The organism is Micromonospora sp. NPDC000668 (assembly GCF_042897975.1).
Lineage (GTDB): Bacteria > Actinomycetota > Actinomycetes > Mycobacteriales > Micromonosporaceae > Micromonospora.
Genome location: NZ_JBIAYP010000001.1, coordinates 924,735 through 944,907, shown reverse-complemented (window position 1 = coordinate 944,907; position 20,173 = coordinate 924,735). Strand labels below are relative to the sequence as shown.

Below are 20,173 nucleotides of genomic sequence, written 5' to 3'. Positions count from 1 at the left end.
GTGCACAGCTTTGCTGACCAATGGTGTAAGGTGCCCTATGCCCACCTCGGAAGCCGCCGCCATCGCCGCCGAACTGCGCACCGCAATGGGCAAGCTCACCCGACGCGTCAAACACGAGGACCGCATCCCGCTGGGCCAGGTCGCCGTGCTCGGTGCACTCGATCGCGACGGCACCATGACTACCAGCGACCTCGCCGCCGATCAGCGCGTACGCCCCCAGTCGATGGCCCGGACGGTGGGGCTGCTCATAGAACAGAACCTGATCACGCGCCGGGCGCACCCCACGGACGGCCGCAAGTCGCTGGTCGAGCTGTCGGACGCGGGCCGGGCCGCGCTCGAAGCGGAGCGCGGCCGCAGGGCCGGTTGGCTCGCGCAGGCCATCGAGGCCGAACTCACGGATGAGGAGCGGGCCTTGCTGGCACGGAGCGCCGCCCTGCTGGAGCGGCTCGCCACACGCTAGTGCCCCGACAGGCAACGTTCGCCCCGTCGCGACGCCTGGCACGCGCCCCCATGCTCTCGGCTTCGCTCGAGCAGGGAGGTACCCCCTTCGCCGCACCGGCTGAAAGCCCAAGCACATCCAGTACGAGGACTTCCGGCCGGCACGCCGGACGAACCTTCTGCCTACGCCGGGACTGCCTGCGGATCACCGGCGGCGTCATGGGCGACCATGGTCTCCTGCCGGCGGGGTTCCTCGCGCAGGACAGCGCAGTGCAGCCACGTGTCCGGGATGGCGAAACCGTCCACGAGCGTCCGCATGTGCGGGCGCAGTTCTTTGAGTAGACCGTTCACCACGGCGGTGATCGCCTTGGCGCGGGCCGGCGTGAAACGGCCGTGCTCCAGGAACCATCCCTTGTTGGTCTCGATGACGCTGAGCGCGTACAGGTCACAGATCCGGGAGAGCAGCGCCTGGACCGCCGGGTCCGTGGTGTCTTCGATACCGGCGACGAACGCCTCCAGGGTGACTCGGTCGATGTGCGCGGTGGCAACGGCGAGGACGTGGTCCTGAACGTCGTTGAAGATGTCGAAGGGATGGTCCTTCTTCGTGGCCGCGCCGTTGCGGAGGCGGCGGACCGCGCCGTCGAGGAGGTGCCTTTCGCGGTCCTCGAAAACCTTGAGCTGCCAGCCGCGGTCGGTGACGGCGACTTCCTCGTCACGGCCGGGCACGGCGCTGATCAGCCGCTCGATGAGCGACCGCGCGGCGGTGCGCTCGAGCACCATCTCGCGGACCTGTTCGGCGACGAAGGAGGCGCGCCCCCAGCCGTCCAACGAGCCGAACTCGTCCCGGTGGCCGGTGAGCAGCCCCTTGGCAACCAGCTGCAGCAGCACCGTGTTGTCGCCCTCGAACGTGGTGAAGACATCGGTGTCGGCCTTGAGACTGGGTAGCCGGTTCTCAGCCAGGTAGCCGGCGCCGCCGCATGCCTCGCGGCACATTTGGATGGTGCGCGTCGCGTGCCAGGTCTGCGCGGCCTTGAGACCGGCGGCCCGGGACTCCAGCTCCCTTTGCCGGTGCTCGTCGACCGGCCCGTCGCCGCCCTGCACCTCACTGAGCGCGGCGACCAGCTCGGCCTGGGCGAAGTTCAGCGCGTACGTGGTGGCCAGGGCGGGCAGCAGCTTGCGTTGGTGGGCCAGGTAGTCGTTGAGCAGCACCTCCCGGTCGGCGTCGGGCGTGCCGAACTGGCGGCGGATGTCGCCGTAGCGCACCGCGATGGTCAGCGCCGATTTGGTGGCCGCCGACGCGGCGCCGCCCACGCTCACCCGGCCGCGGACCAGGGTGCCGAGCATGGTGAAGAAGCGCCGGGAGTCGTTCTCAATCGGGCTGGAGTACGTCCCGTCCTCCGCGACCTGACCGTGCCGGTCCAGCAACATGTCCTGCGGCACTCGTACGTGGTCGAAGCTGAGCCGCCCGTTGTCAACGCCGAGCAGGCCGGCCTTGGGCCCGGCGTCACCGATGGTCACGCCGGGCAGCGGGTTGCCCTGCGCGTCGCGGATCGGGACAAGCCACGCGTGTACGCCGTGCCGTCGCCCGTTGGTGATCAGCTGCGCGAAGACCACCGCCATCCGCCCGTCCCGGGCCGCGTTGCCGATGTAGTCCTTCCGGGCCGCCTCGTGCGGGGTGTGCAGATCGAAGGTCTGCGTCTGCGGGTCGTACGTGCAGGTGGTGCGCAGCTGCTGGACGTCGGAGCCGTGGCCGGTCTCGGTCATCGCGAAGCAGCCGAAGATCTTGCCCGAGATGATGTCCCGTAGGTACGCGTCGTGGTGCCGCTGCGTGCCGAGGGCCGCGACCGCGCCGCCGAACAGGCCCCACTGCACGCCCGCCTTGACCATCAGCGACAGGTCGACCTGCGCCAGCATCTCGGTGGCGACGATCGAGCCGCCGACGTCGGATCTGCCGCCGTACTCAGTGGGGAAGCCCGACGCGATGCCCAGCTCGACAGGAAGTTCGGTGAGCAGCCGGCTGATCCGCTCACGTGCCTGGTCACCGGTCTCGCCGTACACCGGGAGGAAGCGCTCGTCGAGGTGATCCCGGTGCGCGTTGCGAACCTCGGCCCACGGTCCGTCGAGCACTTCCTGCAGGCGGGCGAGGTCGATGCGGCCAGACGCGTGATCGGGCATGGTCACCCCTCGGGATGGCGGACATATGGGTACAGTCTGTACCTGATCAAGAGTACCGGCCCCCTACATCGGTCCGGTGAGAGACAGCGGTGAGACCCGACACCATCGCCGTGCGTCGTGCCGACGGCGCCCCGAATGAGCGCGCCCGTCGGCGTCAACTGATCGTGCAAGCGGCCGGTCCGCGCCATCGAGGAATCCGGCACGACGCGGCCTGAGCGTGGTGGCGGACCGGGACTCGAGTTCGCGGCTCGACCAGGTGTCACTCGGCCAGCGAGGGAGTTCAGACCCGGGTGATCCGCACCGCGTCGGCGACCACGAATCCGGTGCCACTGGTCCAGCGACTCACGCCGACCTTGTTGCCCGTGCCCGCCACCAGGGTGAACACGCCGATCGAGACCCATCGGCCGCCGTTGACTCGCTGATTGACGGACACGGACTTACTCCCTGTGGTGGTCTCCACGAGGTACGGCGTCTGGTTGTTGTAGCCCGCGTCGGCCGGGTACCAGACCGAGATCTCATAGTTTCCGGTCGCCGGGATGGTCGACCGGTACCAGGCGACGTCGCTGGAGGACAACGGGTTGGCGAATCGGTAATCGGTGCCGAACCGCTGGCCGGAGTAGGCCGACGTGCCCCATTCGGTGCTCGCCGTGAACCCGCCCGAGGTGCTGTTGTCGATTGTCGTGGTCCACTGCTGCGGCGGGGTCTGCGTAACCCTCACGTCGAGGTAGTTGCGGTCGATTTTCATCGTCACGCCACCCCACGTCTCGGTGACATCGCCGGCGTACTGGTGCACGCGCTGCTGGTTCGCGTAGTAGGCATCGGCGCAGTAACTTCCGGCGTCCGTGTCAGCCATTCCGTTCCACCAGGCGATCCAGATCTGATCGAGTCGCGTGTAGGTCGGGTTGCCGTACGCGTCGCAGACGTCCTTGATGCCGGACGAGCCGCTGGAGTACATGCCAGCGAGGTAGCCGCGTACGTGCAGTTGCTCGACCCAGCCGGACAGGAACGACAGCACCGCAGCCCGGCACGACGCGTTCGACGGGTACTGCTCGATGTCGTTGTAGATGGTGCTCGCACTGCCGATGCCCAGTGCCTGGGCGGCATTCGCGGCGCTGTTCGCCGCGGAGACGCCTTGTGACCGGGCGGTGGTGGGGTCGGCGGACATCTTCGGCGTGCGGGTGCCGCACGGTGCCTGGTACCCGAGTTCGATGGGGAGTAGCCGCCATCCGTTACTGGTCTGGTTGGTCACCCAGGTCGCGGTGAGGTTGGGCTGGGAGCAGGTGCGGCTGGCCCCGCTGATGTAGATGCCGATCGCGCCGTAGGGCGAGCTGGCCCGCCACGTGTTCATCGCAGCCTGTGACGGGGCGGCGCAGGTGTCGAATCCCCGGCCGGTAAAGGTGCCGGGTTGCGGGCCGGTGGCCAGCGGCGTCACTGCAGTCGATGCTTGTGCGGGTGTCGCGGCCACAGCAATCGAGTCGATCGGCGCCACGAGTCCTGCGGCAACGGTGAGACCCGCTAGCCATCCGGCAATGACTCTCACGCTGCCTCCGTTTGAAGAAATCCTCGCCTCGGAACGGGCACCACGAAAGATTTCTACCACGAATCGATGAACAGCAATAGAGGGCTTGGGTCGCTTCGGACACAAGATGGTCGGGGGTTCAGTCTGAGGAGCTGTCTCTGGAATGATGTTCCAGTGGTTGACCAGCGCGCCGGTTTCGAACTGCTTGGCAACGACGCCTTGGAGCGGTCGACGGTGGTGGCCAACTGCGCCATGAACCGCGAGCGGCAGCTGTCCGGGGTCAACAGCTACACCCGGGAGTTGGGGTTCAACCCTCTCGACGTTCTCGCCGCCGCCGACCGGGCCGAACCTTCGGCAGTCGCTGGTTGGCTGGATCTGTGCTGCGGCACTGGTCGGGCGTTGATCCAGGCTGCCGGGGAGCTGCGCCTGGCAGGGCTGACCGAGCGGACGGTCCTCGTCGGGGTCGACCTGGTCGACGCCTTCGATCCCGTACCGGCATCACCGCTGAACCTGGAGCTGATCTGCGCCTCCGTCACCAACTGGACACCTACGCGGACGTTCGACTTGATCACCTGTCTGCACGGACTGCACTACGTCGGAGACAAGCTCGCCGTCCTGACCCGGGCCGCCGGCTGGCTGACTCTCACCGGCCGGCTCGTGGCCGACCTGGACCTGTCCAGCGTCCGGCTTCCTGACGGGCGACCCGCTGGGCAGCGCCTCACCGCCCGACTCCGCGCCGCCGGGTTCTCCTACGACTCCCGTCGACGCCGGATCAGCTGCACCGGCCGCCGTGAAGTCCGCCTCCCGTACCGCTACCTCGGCGCCGACGATCGCGCTGGTGCCAACTACACCGGACAACCCGCCGTGCACTCCCACTACGCCGAAGACCACTGACCGCACCGACGCCGGCGTGGCCGATGCCGACGTGGATCTTCTGGCCGGCGATGACGAGGGTGCGGCGGCACCTGACGCGTCGTTCGACGCGCAGTGGCTGGGTTGCCCGGGTGGGCGGGGATCCGGCGGGACGGGCGTCGCGGATGCGGGCCTGCTCGGTCGGGGTGCCGGCTTCCACGCCTGATCTTCCTGTTGGCTACGGGCGATCAGGGCCCGTCTCGGCGTCACTCGACGCCGACTGGGTCGCGCACGAAGCCGTAGACGATCTCGTTGTTGGCCGAGGAGACTCCGGGCCCGGAGGAATCCCCCGGTAGGGGCCCGAGTAGAACCTGTCACCGGCCGCAGGCCCTGCACGTGGCGCGGGTGCGCAGGTGGTAGTCGCTTGACGCCGAGATGAGGCCGAGTCCCAGGATGCAGTACGCCGACATCGCCACCCAGAGGAACGTGTCGGAGAACTGGCTGATCGATCCCGACGTCAACTGCACCAGCCCCATGCCGAAGTAGGCGACGATGCCTGCCCCGAGCCCGAAGCCGGGCACCAGTAACAGCAGGCGAGGGATCGTGCGGCCGGCGAGCAGCGGCACCCACCCCGGCCAGATCTCGCCCCAGCGGTGTACCAGCGCCAGCGGCAACAGCACTCCAGCCAGCAACAGGCCGATCTCCAACCCGATCACGGAGGCGTCCTGCGTGAGGCCGTCGAATCCCACCACGACCTGGGCCGCGAAGCGGGTGACGAGGCCGGCTACCGCGGCGTACGCGGCCCACCGTGCCCACCGCGCGGGTGTTGAGCGCCGCAGACCCGGTCGGACCGTCCGGCAGCAGTCCGGACAGTCGCCCCGGGTGCGTCGCTGATAGTGGGCGGTGGCCAGACTGAGCAGGACCGCTCCGGTGACGCAACCGAGCCGGCTGGCGAACGCTACCGGGTCGAAATACGGGCCGACCGTGAACAGCAGGAGGCCCACCAACTCCGGCAGCAGGATCGCGGCTGCCGCGATCAGTGCACCAGCGACCGTCCAGGCGACACCTGCGAGCGCCGGCCGCCAGGTCTCCACCCGGTCCAACGCAACCGCCAGAGCACCCGCGGCAACGCACAACGCCACCGACCGCCAGCCGGTGAAACCGAGCAGGTCCGACCCGAACTGCCCGAACTCCGGAGCCTCGCCGATCGTCCACGCCAGACGCACACCCCCGTATGCCACAGCCCAGCCGAGCACTGCGTACGTCAGGCCGTGGCCGGTCCTGCGAACGATCGATGCCGATGTCGTCATGCACCCGATCCTTCCGGCGCCCCGACGTGGGCGGCCCCCGCCGACAGGGGAAGGCGCTCCCCCGCAGGAGGGACGTGCCGAGGGCCTGCCGGCCGTGCCGTCATCTGGGACGCCGATCCCACGGGCAACGCTGTGACCAGGCTCTTCGGCTTGGAGGCCTCTTTGGCGGACCCGATCGTGTCAGCACTCGCCGGTCGTGATGCTCAGACGTAGGACCCGCTCATCTGCTGATGACAGCGCCTTGGCTCGGTCCTGCGTCGCGTTCCAGCGTTAGGGTCACGAGAATGACCGATGAAGAGGCTCGCGGGATCGCATTTGCCCTGCTCGCTGACCGCATTGGCGAGATCCGCACCGGTGAGTGGGTGATCACCGGTGCGCGAGGGCACGAGACCGCTTGGTCCGTGAGCTACCAGTCCCGCGCCTTCATCGAGTCAGGCCGCGTTTCCGACGCGTTGGCAGGCAACGGACCTGTGGTCGTGCCCAAGTCGGGCGCGGACCCATGGTTGGCCTGGTCCGGTCGACCGGTGGAAGAACAGATCGCCGAGCATCGGCTCACCCTCCGCTGAACGCACTGACATCATGCGCCGCGCGCTCAGGAGCCGACCACGACTGATACGAGAGCTTGGCGGGTAGGGCCCGCCACGCGAACCGCGCGGAGATCTTCGGCTACCACTTCGAGGGTGGTCTCCTTCAGCGGCAGCACGTAGTGCTTCAGCGAGTCAGCGCTGGTTGCCCTGCCTGCGCATATGCCCTCGACGGTCGAGCTCTCCCGCACGGTGCCTAACCACAGGATGCCGTTCAGGCCTTTGGAGTGAAGCCGGTGAGCCCGACGCCCCTCGTCATTCGGCGCGCCATGGGCCGCCCAGCGACACCCTGACCACACGAGCACCAGAGCCCGGCGGTCCGCATCGTCCGGGTGCGGATTGAGGGCTGCGGCAGCACGCCTCTCGTCGACATAGACCACTGCTTCTGGATCGTTTGGGTCCCAATGCGGAAGACCGAGCTCCAACTCGATGACCACCTCTGACATGCCGTCACCCTAGACAGCCGCAAACACCCTGTTATGCCGCTGGTCCGCGTCGCAGATCTGTTGACCTCAGTCGAGCCGTTCCCAGGAACTGGGCCGATCCTGTGCCACCGGCTACAAGCCGATGTGGTCCATCCGCTGAATCGTCGTATCGCCGAGCACAGGGGACGGCCCGCTAGCGTCGGGCCGAGCGGACCGGCTCGGCGAGGGGTCGACCGACGCGAAACACCGCGAGCGGTTCGCCGCCCACCCGTTCGGCGAGCCGACTGGCCGTCGCCGGGCAGTCGATGAGCTGGCTGAGTGGATGGACCGCCAGGCCGTGCCGGGCGAGAGTCAGCCACGTACGCAGAAGACGCCGGCCTGCGGCGATGTGGTCGTCGCCGTCGGCGAGTAGAACCAGGATGCTGCCGTCGCAGCGCAACAGGCCGCGGCCGCTGGCGGCCAGCAGCGCCGGAAGGCCCAGCCGGCGGGTGACCGGGTACGCGCGAAGTGCGGCGGACAGGACCCGCGCTTCGTACCGGGACAGGGTGAGCGCCCGGTCGGTGAGCCCGTCGAGGTGGTATCGAGGATGGTGTGGGCTGAGGCGCAGCCAGTCACGCAACTCGACCGCGACGGCTGGTGTGCCGAACAGCCACCGGTCGGCGACCGCCAGATCCGGAGCGAGATCTCGGGTCGGAACGTGCGCGATGCCGGGCCCGAGGTCGGCGATGACGGCGGCGTCGACGTACCCGGGCGCGTATGGACCACGGGCGACCCGGCGGGCCTCGACGTCGGCGATCGTGAACGGAGTGGCGTACCGATTTGCTGCGGGGATCAGTCGCGGACCGGGCGCCGCGGTGACGGTGAGGCCAAGTTCGGCGGAGACGATGAGGCACGTCTCGACGAATGCGCCGATGCCGAGGGCCAGGTCACGCCCGGTCGGGTCGGAGTCGGGTAGGCGGCGGGCGGGATCGACGCCGATGATGATCTCGTCGGCGCGGTACTCCGGTCGCCACGGCTGCGTGTTGTGCGCGCTCGGTGCCCGGCGGCAGACCGCCTCGTTGGCCCGCAACTGCTCGACCCAGCTCACGCCGCCGCCCCTCTCTCGTAGAAGGTGTACCCGTGCAGGGGCCGCCCGCCGGCGCGCCGGTACTGAGCGGCCGAGGCGACGTTTGTCCGCTCGACGAAGGTGCTGCGCAGTGTCCGGTACCCGTTGCTGGCGAGGTTGCGGTGCAGTTCCCTGGACAGCAGCGTCAGGTACCCCTTGCCCTGCTCGTCGGGCATGGTGCCCTTGATGATGAGGACGGCGTCGCTCCGGTACCGGCCGCGGGTGGCGAGGAGGCGGAGCTGATTGATGACGCCGAGCCGGCCACCGACGCTCATGAGGTACTCGGAGATGTCCGGCACGGTGACGACGAACGCGACGGGTCGGCCGGCCTTCTCCAGCCAGAGAAGCAGCGCCTCGTCGAGCAGGAACGCGAGGCCGTCGGTCTGCTCGGCCAGCTGATCGGCGGAGATGTCGGTGTAGTAGCCGAGTTGCGCGAAGCTCGCGTTGAGCATCCGCCGCAGGATCGGCAGTTGGCTGCGCAGGTGCCACCGGGAGCCGTGCCGGATGACGAGCTGTTCGGCGGCGATCCGGCCGTCGTCGAAGGCGAATCCGTGGTCATGGTCGGCGGCGGCCGGAGCACAGGCGGCAAGCGGAGCACCGGCGGCAAGCGGAGCACCGGCGGCGACCGGAGCACCCGTGGCCGTGCCGTTGAGGTCGACCAGCCAGGTGTCGGCCTCGAAGCGACGGTGGAAGCCGTGCCGTTCGTACATGTCCGGGTAGTAGGCGGGGTTCCACGCGGAGTCCACAAAGCCGCGGTCGGCGAAGCCGGAGGTGATCACCCCACCGGTCTGGTTCGGCAGCTGTGCCACCGGTCCGAACAGTGGTCGGCCGTTCGCCCTGGTCTCGACCGTGTCCATGATGGCGGCGAAGACGCCGTCGTCATCGACGAACTCGGTGTGCCCGAACAGCTGCCGTGGGCCCACCTTGGCGTCGAAGGCCGCGCTGCGGTGCATGCTGGTGCGCCCCACGACGACGCCGTTGCGGTCGCGGACCAGGAACAGTTCGGCGGTGCGGCGGTGGGTCGCGATGACCGATGACAGCAGGGGTACGTACCGGTCCGTCGGGTGGAGCCGGAGCGGGAAGTCGACGAACGCTCGCAGGTCGGCCCGCGACTGCACGGGAACCAGTCTCATGCGCGGTGCACCGGCGGGCCGGACGTCTCGGTAGACAGAGGGGTGAAGGTCGGTACGTGCGCCATGCCGTCCGACTCAGCGCGCCAGATGCCGTTGCTGTAACCCTCGGGCTCGGCACCGTACAGGCGGATGTAGCCACCGGTCGCGTTCTTCGTGCCGTGATCGGTCACCCAACACATCAGGTCGCGGTGGTGGCGGCTGCGGGCGAACTTCAGCAGCGCGTCGCGGTCGCTGAAGAAGGCGATGGTGCCGAGCGTGAACGGGAACTGGTAATACACGGTGTGCCACCGGTACCCGTCCATCCGTCTCATCTGCCGGACCATCTTGAACCACGTCCGGGTGAGCGTGAGAATCGAGCGCGGCCCGCGGTAGCGGGTGGCGCCGACGAACATGGCGGTCGCCTGGCCCACCGGAGGCGCTGCGGAGAAGTCGGTGGTCCTCACGCCGTCACGCCCCTCACCAGGTATACGTTCTTGATCTTGGAGGCGGCGTCGGCGAATGGGCCGGTGCCATACTCGTGGACCTCCACCCGCAGGTCGGCGGCGGACGGATCCTCGGCGAGGGACTCGGCGAAGTCCCGGCTGACCTCGGCGAGGTGACGCAAAACCCCCGCGCGGCAGGTGTGGATGAGGGTTTGCCGCTCATCGGGGCCGAGCGCCAGGCCCTCGCGAAGTTGCAGGTTGACGACCGGCCGGCTCTCCAGGTCGGCCTGCTCGGTCAACTGCAGGCAGAAGCTCTGCAGCAGGTGCGCCTGGGAATTGCCGGTGTAGAGGCCGTACTCGACGTCCTGGGGGTAGATGTTGGCGCCCATGTACGAGATCGTGCTGTCCTTGCGGCCGTACAAAAAGAGCAGTGGCAACCGCATCCGGTCGATCTGCCAGGCGCGGTCCGCGGCGGCCCTCGCCGCGGGGTCGGCGATCGCGGCCAGGACGTGCGGATACGAGATCAGCCGGCCCTCGTCGCCAATGTTGTAGCGGACTCGGGGATTGAGCACCGCCGTCGAGTTGATCGTGCAGAGCACCTCATGGTCCGGGGTGGTCTCCAGGTACGTCTCAAGCGGGTTGTACTGAAAGACCATCGGCAGCCGGTGCTCGTCGGCGCCGAGCAGGGCGGTCCGCAGTGCGGCGTCGGTACGCAGTCGTCGACGGACCCAGACACTGAAGTCGCTCTCCCCGGCGATGCCGATGGTGAGGTCACTGGCTCCGTAGCCGGAGCGCACCTTGACGAAGCGCTCCTGCAGGTAGTCGCGCAGCGCCTCGGTCATCCCCTCACCACCGACCAGACCGCTGATGCGGTACTCGGCCCACGGGAAGTCCTCAGCGTCGAGCTTGTCGCGTAGGTGCTTGAGGAACGGCGGATACGCGGTGACGATGTAGTCGAATCCGGGCCCGAAGTACAACAGGGTGTCGACGATCTTCTGCAGGTCCGGCCCGGTGTTCTTCACCATCGCGATCGTGGACATGGCGATGCCGGTGTTGGTGCCGGTAGCCCAGGCGCCCATCGAGTACGCGTTGATGACGAACCGCCGCTTCGACGGAAACACCATGGTCGCGTAGCCGGCCAGGTTCTTGTGGACCGAGCGCAACTCACGGCGGCTGCGGATCCAGTTGAACGGCTGACCGGACGAGCCCGACGACTCATCGACCACGCTGCCGGCGATCTCGATCTCACCGTGCCAACAACGCTGCGCCTCCGGGTACGCCTGCACGTACGACCGCTTGTCCGTCTGCGGGTACGACGACAGGTCGAACCACCGGAACCGCCAATGGTTGCGGCGTAGGAAGTCGCCGTACGCGGGCACGTCGATCGCGGCGAACTGGCAGGTCATCCAGGCGTGCAGCCGGGCGAAGCGACCCATGTACGGACGGTACTGACGTGCCGTGAGCCGCCACACCGCCGGATGGATCCGGTAGAGCGTGTAGAGCCAGGTCAGGGCGAAGCTCGCGGAGCGTAGGGTCCACCGACGCAGGAATGTCACCACGCGGCCACACTATTGAACCGTCGAGCCAGAAGCCTGATGACGGATACTCAGGTGTCTAAGTATCCCGGGCCGGCCGGCGCCCGTCGGCGCGGCCGGGTTCAAGCCGACGAGCCCGGTCGATCGCTGAGGGATCGGCGGGCTCGTCGGTTGGTGCCTGTCAGGCGAGGTCGACCCGGTCGAGATCCATGAACCGCGGCTGACCGGTGCCGCTGGGGACCTCCGCCGGAGGGATCAGGGGTGAGCGAGCACCGGCTCGGCGCCCTCGGCGTCCTCGGTGACCGCCTGGTGTTCGGGGCGCGGGGTGTTCATCAGGACAGCGACGATCAGCGCACCGGCCAGGAGGATCCCCGCGGCCCAGGTGCCGGCTGTCACGAAACCTTCCAGCATCGCCTCCTTGGCGAAGGCCGGGCTCCTGCCCTGCGAGGCATGCGAGGCCAAGTAGCCCGCGGTCGCGCTGGTGGCGATGGTGTTGAGCAGCGCGGTTCCGATCGAGCTGCTGATCTGCTGCGCGGTGTTGACGCTGGCCGAGGCGACGCCTGCGTCGCGCTGGTCGACGCCGTGGGTGGCGTAGTTGAAGGCCACCGGCATGATCATGCCCGCTCCGAAGCCGAGCAGGAGTCCCGAGACCAGCACGCCCTCGACGTAGGCGGTGTCGGTCTCCATGGTGCGCAGCCACAGCATGCCGGAAGCGATGAGCAGCATGCCTGGCACGATCAGCATCCGCGGCGGGACCTTGGGCAGCAGTCGGGTGGCGAGCCCGCCGGCCGACATCAGGACCGCCACGGTCATCGGGAGGAAGGCCACGCCCGTCCTGATCGGCGAGTATTCCTTGACGACCTGCAGGTAGTAGGTCATGAAGAGGAACGCCCCGAACATTCCGACCATGGCCAGTCCCACGCTCAGATAGGCGCCGCCGCGGGTTCGGTTGGCGATCAGGCGGGGCGGCAGCATTGGCTGCGACACCCGGCTCTCGACGAAGGCGAACGCGGCGAGCAGCACCGCGCCCCCGGCCAGCAGACCGATGACCTTCGCCGAGCCCCAGCCGTCGGACTCCGCCTGGCTCGTGCCGTACACGATCGCGACCAGCCCGCCGGTCACCAGCAGCACGCCCGGGATGTCGAACTGGGCCCTGCCCCCGCTCCGCGACTCGGCCAGCATCGCGTACCCGCCGACCACCGCGATCAGGGCGATCGGGACGCTGACGTACAGGCACCAGCGCCAGTCCAGGTAGTCGGTCAGCGCCCCGCCGGCCAGCAGCCCGATCGCGCCACCCACGGCGGTGACGGCGCCCCAGATCCCGAACGCCTTGGCGCGCTCCTTGGGCTGAGTAAACGTCACGGTGAGCAGCGACAGCGCGGACGGCCCGAGCAGCGCGGCGAACCCGCCCTGCAGGGCACGGGCGCTCAGCAGCATCTCGAAGTCGTCCGCCGCGCCGCCGAGCGCCGACGCGCCGGCGAAGCCGAGCAGTCCGATCAGGAAGGTCCGCTTGCGGCCGGTGTAGTCGGCGATCCGGCCACCGAGGAGCAGCAGGCTGCCGAACGCGAGCGTGTACGCGGTGATGATCCACTGCCGGTCGCCGTCGGAGATCCCCAGATCCCGCTGGAGCGACGGCAGCGCGATGTTCACGACCGTCCCATCCAGAACGATCATGAGCTGGGCCAACCCTATGAAGAACAGCGCGGCCCAGCGGCGCGAATCGGCCGTCGGGGCCTGTGCTTTCGTGGTTGCCATGACGTCGTCCTCACTCGTGGTGTTGCGTGCCGCGCGGAGCGTTCGTGCGGCGTTCTGACGATCACAAGACGTCGGCGACCCGAGGCCCGTAACAGCGTGGGTGTATGACGTGGGTCATCGCTGGTGGCTGTTACGAAGCGGTGGGCAGCGACGTCTAGTGCGTGTGGCAGGACGAAGGTTGAACAGGCAGGAGCCAGGCATGAGCCAGCGCAGCGACCGGACGACGGATACCGCCGAGCCGCCCGATCGTGGCGACCGCGTGGACTTCATGGATTCGGCGACCGAGGTGTTCGTTGCCCATCGCAATCTGCTGTTCACCGTCGCCTACGAGATGCTCGGCTCGGCCGCCGACGCGGAGGACGTCCTGCAGGAGACCTGGCTGCGATGGGTGGGCGTCGATCTGGCCACCGTCCGGGAGAAGCGCGCCTACCTGGTGCGGATCGTCACCCGGCAGGCGCTGGACCGGCTGCGCGCACTCGATCGGCGTAAGGAGTCCTACGTCGGGCCGTGGCTGCCCGAACCGTTGCTGACCACGCCCGACGTGGCCGAGGACGTCGAACTGGCCGAAAGCATGTCGATGGCGATGCTGCTGGTGCTGGAGACGCTCGCGCCGATCGAGCGGGCGGTGTTCGTGCTGCGCGAGGTGTTCGACCTGGACTACGACGAGATCGCCGACGCCGTCGACAAGACCTCAGCGGCGACACGCCAGATCGCCTACCGGGCACGGGCACACGTCGCCGCGCGCCGGCCACGCGGCGTCGCCTCCCCGGCCGAGACCCGCGCCGCACTCGGTGCCTTCCAACGCGCGGTTGAAAACGGCGACCTGCAGAGCCTGCTCGACATCCTGGCGCCGGACGTCGTCGCCCTCAGCGACGGCGGCGGTATCAAACATGCCCTGCTTCGGCCCGTCGTGGGGGCCGGCAACGTGGCTCGCTTGCTGGCCGTCGGCTGGTGGAAACGCGACGCCCAACGATCGGTCGAGGTGGCACAGATCAATGGTGGCCCTGGACTGCTCGTCCGAGTCAACGGGGAGATCGACGGCGTGCTGGCCGTGCGGGTCGAGAACGGCTACATCACCGGCGCCTACCACGTGCGCAATCCCGAAAAGCTGTCGCGTGTGGAGCGGGAGACCGCCGTGAGCCGCTGAGGCCGCAACGACTGACAGCCCGCAGCGCCCGCTAATCACACGCGGCCATTGCCACAACCACGCCAGGTCTCGATCGCGTGGCTCATGCTTCCGTCGCGTAAGACCGGTCCACGAGATCGGTCATGGCCTGCTGAAATTCGCGGCGCCGCTGCTCACTCCAACCTGCGGCCAGCTGGTCGAAGACCTCGTCCTGCCAGCGATGAGCCTGGTTCAGCATGGATCGGCCCGCGGGTGTGAGTGACGCTTCGCGTCGTCGGCCATCGGCCGCGGAAGCCTCCATGACCAGGTAGCCGGCCGCCGTGGCGCTCTTGATCAGGCGTGAGGCTCCGCTCTGGTCGATCCCGATCTCGTGCGCGACCGCGTTGACGGTTGCGGAGATCCCGCGCTCAGTGAGGCAGTGGACTGCCTCGCTGACAAGCACGAGTCGGCCTTGCTCGGCCACTCCCGGATCACCAGTCGCCGATCGGCGTGACCAGTGCCGGACGAAGCCGAACAAGACCTGGCCCGGCCCCTGGCTGGTCACTCGGATGCCGCCATTTCACGGCAGACGTAGGCCAGTTCGAGTGCCGACTTGAGGTCGGGCAACCGCAGCGAAGCGGTCACCTTGCCACCGGAAGCACGGAAAACCGTCGCTACACGCGTCGGTGTCTTGCTCTCAGGCCAGGTGGCGTCCTCCTCGACCACCATGAGTCGCTCGCTGATCGGGTGCCATGACCGCGGGGTCAGCTTGATCCCGGAACGCTCGACCCACTCCGCGAACTGCTCAGGCGTGATCGACCCAGCCCCCTTCGGCCCCAAGACGACGATCGGATCACCCACCGCCCTTGCCGACCGCTGCAGATCCCCCTCATTCACACTCGCGTGCCACTCGTTGATTGCTGCTTCAAGGCTCGACTCCATGGCAGTAACTATATGCGAAACGCATGCATCTTTGTCATCCCGGGAGCGTCAGCAATCTCCTGCTTCGCACCATCTTGTGCCGGTGTCCTGCGGCGACGACGCGGTGGGTGTTTCCCGCAACGCCGGTTGGTTCGGCCGACGGTGCCGGAAGCGGACCACCGCACTCTCCGTGCTCCGGTCCGTGCGGTCGGGCCGTCATCCGGTCCGGGTGGTTCAGATGCTTCCGACCGCGGTCTCTGTCTTCACCGCTTCGGCGTTCGCCGCGGTCTGCGTCGTGGCCGCGCCGTCCGGGATTCCGGCCTGCGGGGTGCCCTCCGCGGCCTCGTCGTGACCGCTGACGCCCGGCTTGACGCCGCGCAGCAGCACCGTTGCCAGCAGTGCCAGGACGAGCGCGACGCCGGCGCCGACGAGGGCCGTGACATGCAGCCCGTGGGTGAACGCCTCACGGGCGACGGTGAGCAGTTCATCACCGGTCTTCCCGGAGAGGTCCTGGGCCACCGCCACCGCGCCACCGAGCGACTCGTGCGCCGCATCGGAGTCGACGCCTGCCGGCATGGTGTCCGCGATCTGGCTGCGGTAGACACCGAAGCCGATGCTGCCGAGGACCGCGATGCCCAGACCGGCGCCCAGCTCGGTGCCCGTCTCGGAGATGGCCGAGGCCGCACCGGCACGCTCGGGCGGAGCCGCCCCGACGATCAGGTCGGTGCTGAGAGCCGCCATCGGCCCCAGACCCGCACCCATGATCGCGGACGCCGTTACCAGGATGCCCAGACCCGCTGTCGCGCTGACCAGCGTGAGCATTCCCAGTCCGATGGCCGCGACGACCAGGCCGCCCGCGATGACGAAACCGGGGCGGATCTTCGCGGCGAGGGCCGGGGCCGTCATGGCGCCGGCCATCAGACCGGCCGCGTTGGGCAGCGACCAGAGGCCGGCGACCAGCGGGGAGAGTCCGTGCACGAGCTGGAGGTACTGCAGTGTGAAGAGCTGCGAGCCGGCCATCACCAGGATGCCGACAGTGAGCAGAGCCACCGAGGCGCTGAAGGTGCGCTCACGGAACAGCCTGAGGTCGAGCAGCGGGTCGGCGAGCGTCCGCTGCCGGCGGACGAAGGCGACCCCGACGGCCAGACCCAGCACCATGAAAGCGACCGGCAGCAGCCCGAAGCCGTCCTCGGCGATCAGCTTGAGGCCGTAGACCACGGACAGCACGGCGACCAAGGACAGCACGGCGCTGCCCAGATCCAGCTTGCCCGCCTTCTCGTCACGGTGCTCGGGCTCGTCACGGTGCTCGGGCAGCAGCACAGGGCCGAGCACGAGCAGGACCACCATGACGGGGACGCCGATCAGGAACGCCGAGCCCCACCAGAAGTAGCTGAGCAGGAATCCGCCGAGCAGCGGGCCGAGGGCGCCGCCGACCGCGAAGCAGGTCATCCAGACGCTGATGGCGACCGTGCGCTGGGCCGCGTCATGGAACATGTTGCGGATCAGGGACAGCGTGGAGGGCATCAGCGTCGCACCCGCGACGCCGAGCAGCGCCCGGGTCACGATCAGCATCTCGGCGCTGGTGGAGAACGCCGCGAGCACCGAGGCGACGCCGAACGCGGCGGCACCGGTCAACAGCAGCTTGCGCCGCCCGATCCGGTCACCGAGCGTTCCCATGGTGATGAGCAGGCCTGCGACCAGGAACCCGTAGATGTCCATGATCCACAGCAGTTGCGCGGTACTCGGACGCAAGTCTGCGGTCAGCGAAGGAACCGCCAGGTGCAGAACGGTCATGTCCATCGCGATGAGCAGCGTGGGCATGGCCAGCACAGCCAGTCCGATCCACTCTTTCCTGCCCGCGCGGGGTGCGGCGATCGTCGTCATGAACTTCCCCTGTCTCGTGGGCTGCAGGCGACTGACCCGCTTGTCGTTGACGCTAGAAGTTGAACAGCCGTTGAGGTCAACAGCTGCACTCAGCGGACAGGTCGTCGTGCACCGTGGCAGGCGCCGGGGTGAACGCCCCGTACAGCGCGCCCAGTGCGGGTCCCTCGCCGTGGCACCTGTACCCAGCTCACGCTGCACACGGCGGTCGGCTTGGCCTCCGCCGAGCCATCCGGCGCCACCCGCTGGGACTTCAGCCACCAAGCCAGATAGCGCGGGGAGGCTGGTCGAGGCTGAGAAGGTCGGCCGTTGTGCGTCCGGTCAGCGGCCGGCGAGTTCGGCGAAGATCTCCACCAGTTCGGGTCGGTCGAACGGGCCGACGTGGGGTGCCGCGACGCTTCGAACGTCGGTCGGGTTGTCCGGGGTGAGACGGTCGGCCTCGGTGATGAACCGGTCCTGTAGCGCAGGTGGGATCAGCCGGTCGTGGGTGAAGCGCACGTACGTTCGGGGAATCCGGCCCCAGGTGCCTGCTTCGGCGCGGGCGTCGGCCAGCGGGATGCTGACGGGCTCGTCAGGCTCGAGCATGTTGAGCAGCCGGCTCACCGCCTCGTCGGTGAAGTCGCCGGCGAGGCACTGCTTGATGCCGTCGAACACCGACGGATCGGCCGAGCGCCAGTTGATCCGGGCCACTCCGAGGATCGCCGGATCGGCGACCACTGCCCGGGTCACCAGGGGGAGCAGGCTGTCGCTGTTCTCTGGTGTGGCAAGGTAGGCGGCCACGTTCGGGAGGTCGACGCAGCAGTACGCCGCCAGGTAGACGACCCGGTCGAGCAGTTCGGGGATGGCGTTGCCGACCCTGTTCACGGTGACGCCGCCCTGGCTGGCGCCGGCCAGGATCACGGGCCCGTGGCGGCGAGCGCGGCGCACCACGTCCACGACGCGCTCGACGTAGTCGTCGATGGTGATCTTGGCGAGCGGCGACGGCTCGGTTGCCAGCCCTTCGCGGTCCTGCGGGGCCTGGTACGAGCGGGGGAAGAACCCTTCAGCGCCGTGTCCCGGAAGGTCGACGGCCACGCACCGGTGCCCCCGCAAGGTGAGTTCGGTGATCAGTCCCGAGCAGAAGTGCGACGAGGAGTTGGTGCCGTGTACGAAGACCAGGGTCGGCGGTCGGCGGTCGCCGGTGGTGTCTTTCGTCGTCATCGAGGTTCTCCCTTGTGGTTGGGGAAGTGGTGGGGTGGTCAAGCGCGCGGTTGGCGCCACATCGGCCACAGGAGTGGGCTGTCCGCCACGCGAACCGGTTCGCCGAGGTCCTCGAAGCCGTACCGAAGGTAGAGGGCGTGGCTCCGGGGTGAACTCGCCTCCAGGTACGCGGCGAGCCCGTCGGCGTCCGCTCGCTCCAACCGGTGGCGCAACATCGCCGAGCCGAGTCCGGCGCCCTGCCGCCCGCCCACCACGCCCATGCACGAGAGGTAGAGGTGCGGTTCGCGACGGGGATGCCGCTCGGCCAGTGCCAGCCCCAGAATCCGCAACCGCGCGCCGTTCTCGCCGAAGACCGAGTTCCGGTCCACGTCGGGCGCGTCCGGACGTTCCTCGTCGGGCGCCTGGCCAGCGGCCAACGCCAGCCACACCGAGGCACCCTCACCACGGCCGACCAGGTATGCCTCGGCGGAGCCCCGATCCAGCAGATGGCCGTAGACGTGCGACTGGAGACTTCCGCGTTCGCCCGATGCGGGGAAGAGCCAACAGGCGACCGGATCGTCAATGAACGCCTCGGTGAGGATGTCCGATACCACCTGCCGGTCTGCTTCATCCGCCTGCCGCACGAGTGCGTACGGTGTATCTTTCGCCATGCGTACACCGTATCGCTGGGTCAGGCAAAGTTGAGTCAATGTCGCCTGGCTGGGCAGCGGAAGTGTACTAACCACGATAATTGAACTAGTACATTCCAGGCGCGAGACAACCTCACCAGTAGATCGGAGGGCACCCATGCCTTCGCCGACGCCGCGCCCAGATCCGCCATACCGGCGGATCGTCGAGGAGATCCGCGGCCGAATCCTGACCGGCGACCTGCGGCCGGGGGACCGGATACCCTCAGTCCGGCAAATCGCCCAGCGATGGGGCGTCGCGGTCGCGACCGCGACCAGAGCGATGGCGACCCTTCGCGACAACGGGCTGGTCGAAGCGACGGTCGGGTCCGGCACGGTGGTCAGCAACCACACCCGTCGCAAGCACCCTGTCGGCCCGGCCGAATCGCACAGGCCGCGGCAGGCTGGCACCCGCAAGCAGCCACTGAGCCGGAAGCACGTTCTCCGCGCCGCCATCGCGATCGCCGACGTCGAGGGACTCGACGCAGTGTCGATGCGACGTCTCGCGGCCGACCTCGGAGCCGGCCCGATGTCGCTTTACCGGCACGTGGCGACCAAGGACGAGCTGGTGACGCAAATGGCCGACGAGGTCTTCGGCGAATCCGAGCTGCCCGACCCGGGACCGCCCGGCTGGCGGGCAAAACTCGAACTGATCGCCCGCCAACAGTGGGAACTGTGCCGGCGACACCTCTGGCTGCCCAGGGCCGTCTCGTTCACCCGTCCGGCGCTCGTGCCCAACGTGATGGCGCACACCGAGTGGACCCTGCGCGCGCTCGACGGGCTCGGGCTGCCCGTGACGACACGGATCCGCGAGGCGCTCACGCTTCACGGACTGGTCGTCACCGTCGCGCTGTCCATGGCGGCCGAGGTCGAATCGGAGCAGGAAACCGGTGTCACGCTCGATGGGTGGCGGCTGGCACAGCAGAAGCGAGCCGACCAGCTCCTCGACAGTGGAAGATTTCCACTGCTGGCGACGGTCCCGACGGAAGCGGCGTCGGACCTGAGTGGACTGTTCGAGTACGGTCTCGCACGCCATCTCGACGGTTTCGCCACCCTGCTGGAGGATCAGGCCCGAACACAGTCATGAGGGCGCGGCGGGGCCGGCGGCGACGGCGTCGGCGCCCACCCGCACGGTGCCGGACATGCCG

Annotated in this window: 20 protein-coding genes; 6 read left to right on the top strand and 14 right to left on the bottom strand. The window is 68.5% G+C overall.

What is annotated here, in order from left to right:
- Positions 1 to 37 precede the first annotated feature (37 nt).
- Positions 38 to 460, top strand: coding sequence for a MarR family transcriptional regulator (locus ACFY29_RS04265; protein ID WP_328418258.1), 423 nt, complete (start codon positions 38 to 40; stop codon positions 458 to 460).
- 161 nt (positions 461 to 621) lie between these two features.
- Here ACFY29_RS04265 and ACFY29_RS04260 read toward each other — a convergent pair whose 3' ends face one another.
- Entirely contained in the window at positions 622 to 2,613 is a 1,992-nt protein-coding gene (locus ACFY29_RS04260) for an acyl-CoA dehydrogenase (protein ID WP_386983322.1), read from the bottom strand.
- 280 nt (positions 2,614 to 2,893) lie between these two features.
- Positions 2,894 to 4,045, bottom strand: coding sequence for a glycoside hydrolase domain-containing protein (locus tag ACFY29_RS04255; protein WP_386983320.1), 1,152 nt, complete (start codon positions 4,043 to 4,045; stop codon positions 2,894 to 2,896).
- 261 nt (positions 4,046 to 4,306) lie between these two features.
- Here ACFY29_RS04255 and ACFY29_RS04250 point away from each other — a divergent pair, with 261 nt between their 5' ends.
- Together ACFY29_RS04250 and ACFY29_RS04245 are read left to right on the top strand one after the other, a co-directional pair.
- Positions 4,307 to 5,026 (top strand): class I SAM-dependent methyltransferase, encoded by a 720-nt coding sequence (locus tag ACFY29_RS04250; protein ID WP_386983318.1) that lies wholly within the window; start codon positions 4,307 to 4,309, stop codon positions 5,024 to 5,026.
- A 16-nt stretch (positions 5,027 to 5,042) separates the two neighbouring features.
- On the top strand, positions 5,043 to 5,210 hold the full coding sequence (locus ACFY29_RS04245) for a hypothetical protein (protein ID WP_386983316.1): 168 nt from the start codon (positions 5,043 to 5,045) through the stop codon (positions 5,208 to 5,210).
- Positions 5,211 to 5,358: 148 nt separating this feature from the next.
- On the opposite strand, the gene ACFY29_RS04240 is transcribed toward ACFY29_RS04245, so the two are convergent.
- Positions 5,359 to 6,294, bottom strand: coding sequence for a hypothetical protein (locus ACFY29_RS04240; protein ID WP_386983315.1), 936 nt, complete (start codon positions 6,292 to 6,294; stop codon positions 5,359 to 5,361).
- Between the two features lie 284 nt (positions 6,295 to 6,578).
- Between ACFY29_RS04240 and ACFY29_RS04235 the strand changes: the two genes are divergently transcribed.
- The gene (locus ACFY29_RS04235) at positions 6,579 to 6,860 is read left to right on the top strand and encodes a YrhB domain-containing protein (protein ID WP_386983313.1); all 282 of its coding nucleotides are present in this window, start codon (positions 6,579 to 6,581) and stop codon (positions 6,858 to 6,860) included.
- Between the two features lie 26 nt (positions 6,861 to 6,886).
- Here ACFY29_RS04235 and ACFY29_RS04230 read toward each other — a convergent pair whose 3' ends face one another.
- The 6 genes from ACFY29_RS04230 to ACFY29_RS04205 all read right to left on the bottom strand — a co-directional run bounded on the left by ACFY29_RS04230 (position 6,887) and on the right by ACFY29_RS04205 (position 13,253).
- Entirely contained in the window at positions 6,887 to 7,324 is a 438-nt protein-coding gene (locus tag ACFY29_RS04230; RefSeq protein WP_386983311.1) for a hypothetical protein, read from the bottom strand.
- A 172-nt stretch (positions 7,325 to 7,496) separates the two neighbouring features.
- The gene (locus ACFY29_RS04225) at positions 7,497 to 8,390 is read right to left on the bottom strand and encodes a hypothetical protein (protein WP_386983310.1); all 894 of its coding nucleotides are present in this window, start codon (positions 8,388 to 8,390) and stop codon (positions 7,497 to 7,499) included.
- Positions 8,387 to 9,541: a GNAT family N-acetyltransferase gene (locus ACFY29_RS04220; RefSeq protein ID WP_386983309.1), complete on the bottom strand. Its 1,155-nt coding sequence runs from the start codon at positions 9,539 to 9,541 to the stop codon at positions 8,387 to 8,389. The genes ACFY29_RS04225 and ACFY29_RS04220 overlap by 4 nt, the downstream gene beginning before the upstream one ends.
- The gene (locus ACFY29_RS04215; RefSeq protein WP_386983307.1) at positions 9,538 to 9,984 is read right to left on the bottom strand and encodes a DUF4188 domain-containing protein; all 447 of its coding nucleotides are present in this window, start codon (positions 9,982 to 9,984) and stop codon (positions 9,538 to 9,540) included. Before ACFY29_RS04215 ends, ACFY29_RS04220 begins: the two co-directional genes overlap by 4 nt.
- On the bottom strand, positions 9,981 to 11,522 hold the full coding sequence (locus tag ACFY29_RS04210; RefSeq protein ID WP_386983305.1) for a phenylacetate--CoA ligase family protein: 1,542 nt from the start codon (positions 11,520 to 11,522) through the stop codon (positions 9,981 to 9,983). The genes ACFY29_RS04215 and ACFY29_RS04210 overlap by 4 nt, the downstream gene beginning before the upstream one ends.
- Positions 11,523 to 11,753: 231 nt before the next feature.
- A complete protein-coding gene (locus ACFY29_RS04205; RefSeq protein ID WP_386983303.1) occupies positions 11,754 to 13,253 on the bottom strand; it encodes an MFS transporter in 1,500 nt (499 codons plus the stop codon).
- Between the two features lie 199 nt (positions 13,254 to 13,452).
- On the opposite strand from ACFY29_RS04205, the gene ACFY29_RS04200 reads away from it, so the two are divergent.
- The gene (locus ACFY29_RS04200) at positions 13,453 to 14,400 is read left to right on the top strand and encodes an RNA polymerase sigma-70 factor (RefSeq protein WP_386983301.1); all 948 of its coding nucleotides are present in this window, start codon (positions 13,453 to 13,455) and stop codon (positions 14,398 to 14,400) included.
- A gap of 82 nt (positions 14,401 to 14,482) precedes the next feature.
- On the opposite strand, the gene ACFY29_RS04195 is transcribed toward ACFY29_RS04200, so the two are convergent.
- The 5 genes from ACFY29_RS04195 to ACFY29_RS04175 form a co-directional block, all read right to left on the bottom strand.
- Complete coding sequence (locus ACFY29_RS04195; protein WP_386983299.1) at positions 14,483 to 14,923, bottom strand: MarR family winged helix-turn-helix transcriptional regulator; 441 nt, start codon at positions 14,921 to 14,923, stop codon at positions 14,483 to 14,485.
- Positions 14,920 to 15,300 (bottom strand): hypothetical protein, encoded by a 381-nt coding sequence (locus ACFY29_RS04190; RefSeq protein ID WP_386983297.1) that lies wholly within the window; start codon positions 15,298 to 15,300, stop codon positions 14,920 to 14,922. The genes ACFY29_RS04195 and ACFY29_RS04190 overlap by 4 nt, the downstream gene beginning before the upstream one ends.
- Positions 15,301 to 15,513: 213 nt before the next feature.
- Positions 15,514 to 17,163 carry an MFS transporter gene (locus ACFY29_RS04185; RefSeq protein ID WP_386983295.1) on the bottom strand — a complete coding sequence of 550 codons (1,650 nt, stop codon included), beginning with the start codon at positions 17,161 to 17,163 and terminating at the stop codon, positions 15,514 to 15,516.
- 318 nt (positions 17,164 to 17,481) lie between these two features.
- Positions 17,482 to 18,360 carry an alpha/beta fold hydrolase gene (locus ACFY29_RS04180; protein ID WP_386983293.1) on the bottom strand — a complete coding sequence of 293 codons (879 nt, stop codon included), beginning with the start codon at positions 18,358 to 18,360 and terminating at the stop codon, positions 17,482 to 17,484.
- A gap of 38 nt (positions 18,361 to 18,398) precedes the next feature.
- Positions 18,399 to 19,010: a GNAT family N-acetyltransferase gene (locus tag ACFY29_RS04175; RefSeq protein ID WP_386983291.1), complete on the bottom strand. Its 612-nt coding sequence runs from the start codon at positions 19,008 to 19,010 to the stop codon at positions 18,399 to 18,401.
- Between the two features lie 136 nt (positions 19,011 to 19,146).
- Between ACFY29_RS04175 and ACFY29_RS04170 the strand changes: the two genes are divergently transcribed.
- Positions 19,147 to 20,112 carry a GntR family transcriptional regulator gene (locus ACFY29_RS04170; protein ID WP_386983289.1) on the top strand — a complete coding sequence of 322 codons (966 nt, stop codon included), beginning with the start codon at positions 19,147 to 19,149 and terminating at the stop codon, positions 20,110 to 20,112.
- Positions 20,113 to 20,173: the final 61 nt, after the last annotated feature.

What these genes read in the sequence shown, in the direction of transcription:
- ACFY29_RS04265 (WP_328418258.1), top strand. Translation starts at nt 38, where the DNA reads ATGCCCACCTCGGAAGCCGCCGCCATCGCCGCCGAACTGCGCACCGCA.
- ACFY29_RS04260 (WP_386983322.1), bottom strand. Translation starts at nt 2,613, where the DNA reads ATGCCCGATCACGCGTCTGGCCGCATCGACCTCGCCCGCCTGCAGGAA.
- ACFY29_RS04240 (WP_386983315.1), bottom strand. Translation starts at nt 6,294, where the DNA reads ATGACGACATCGGCATCGATCGTTCGCAGGACCGGCCACGGCCTGACG.
- ACFY29_RS04235 (WP_386983313.1), top strand. Translation starts at nt 6,579, where the DNA reads ATGACCGATGAAGAGGCTCGCGGGATCGCATTTGCCCTGCTCGCTGAC.
- ACFY29_RS04230 (WP_386983311.1), bottom strand. Translation starts at nt 7,324, where the DNA reads ATGTCAGAGGTGGTCATCGAGTTGGAGCTCGGTCTTCCGCATTGGGAC.
- ACFY29_RS04220 (WP_386983309.1), bottom strand. Translation starts at nt 9,541, where the DNA reads ATGAGACTGGTTCCCGTGCAGTCGCGGGCCGACCTGCGAGCGTTCGTC.
- ACFY29_RS04205 (WP_386983303.1), bottom strand. Translation starts at nt 13,253, where the DNA reads ATGGCAACCACGAAAGCACAGGCCCCGACGGCCGATTCGCGCCGCTGG.
- ACFY29_RS04200 (WP_386983301.1), top strand. Translation starts at nt 13,453, where the DNA reads ATGAGCCAGCGCAGCGACCGGACGACGGATACCGCCGAGCCGCCCGAT.
- ACFY29_RS04190 (WP_386983297.1), bottom strand. Translation starts at nt 15,300, where the DNA reads ATGGAGTCGAGCCTTGAAGCAGCAATCAACGAGTGGCACGCGAGTGTG.
- ACFY29_RS04185 (WP_386983295.1), bottom strand. Translation starts at nt 17,163, where the DNA reads ATGACGACGATCGCCGCACCCCGCGCGGGCAGGAAAGAGTGGATCGGA.
- ACFY29_RS04180 (WP_386983293.1), bottom strand. Translation starts at nt 18,360, where the DNA reads ATGACGACGAAAGACACCACCGGCGACCGCCGACCGCCGACCCTGGTC.
- ACFY29_RS04175 (WP_386983291.1), bottom strand. Translation starts at nt 19,010, where the DNA reads ATGGCGAAAGATACACCGTACGCACTCGTGCGGCAGGCGGATGAAGCA.
- ACFY29_RS04170 (WP_386983289.1), top strand. Translation starts at nt 19,147, where the DNA reads ATGCCTTCGCCGACGCCGCGCCCAGATCCGCCATACCGGCGGATCGTC.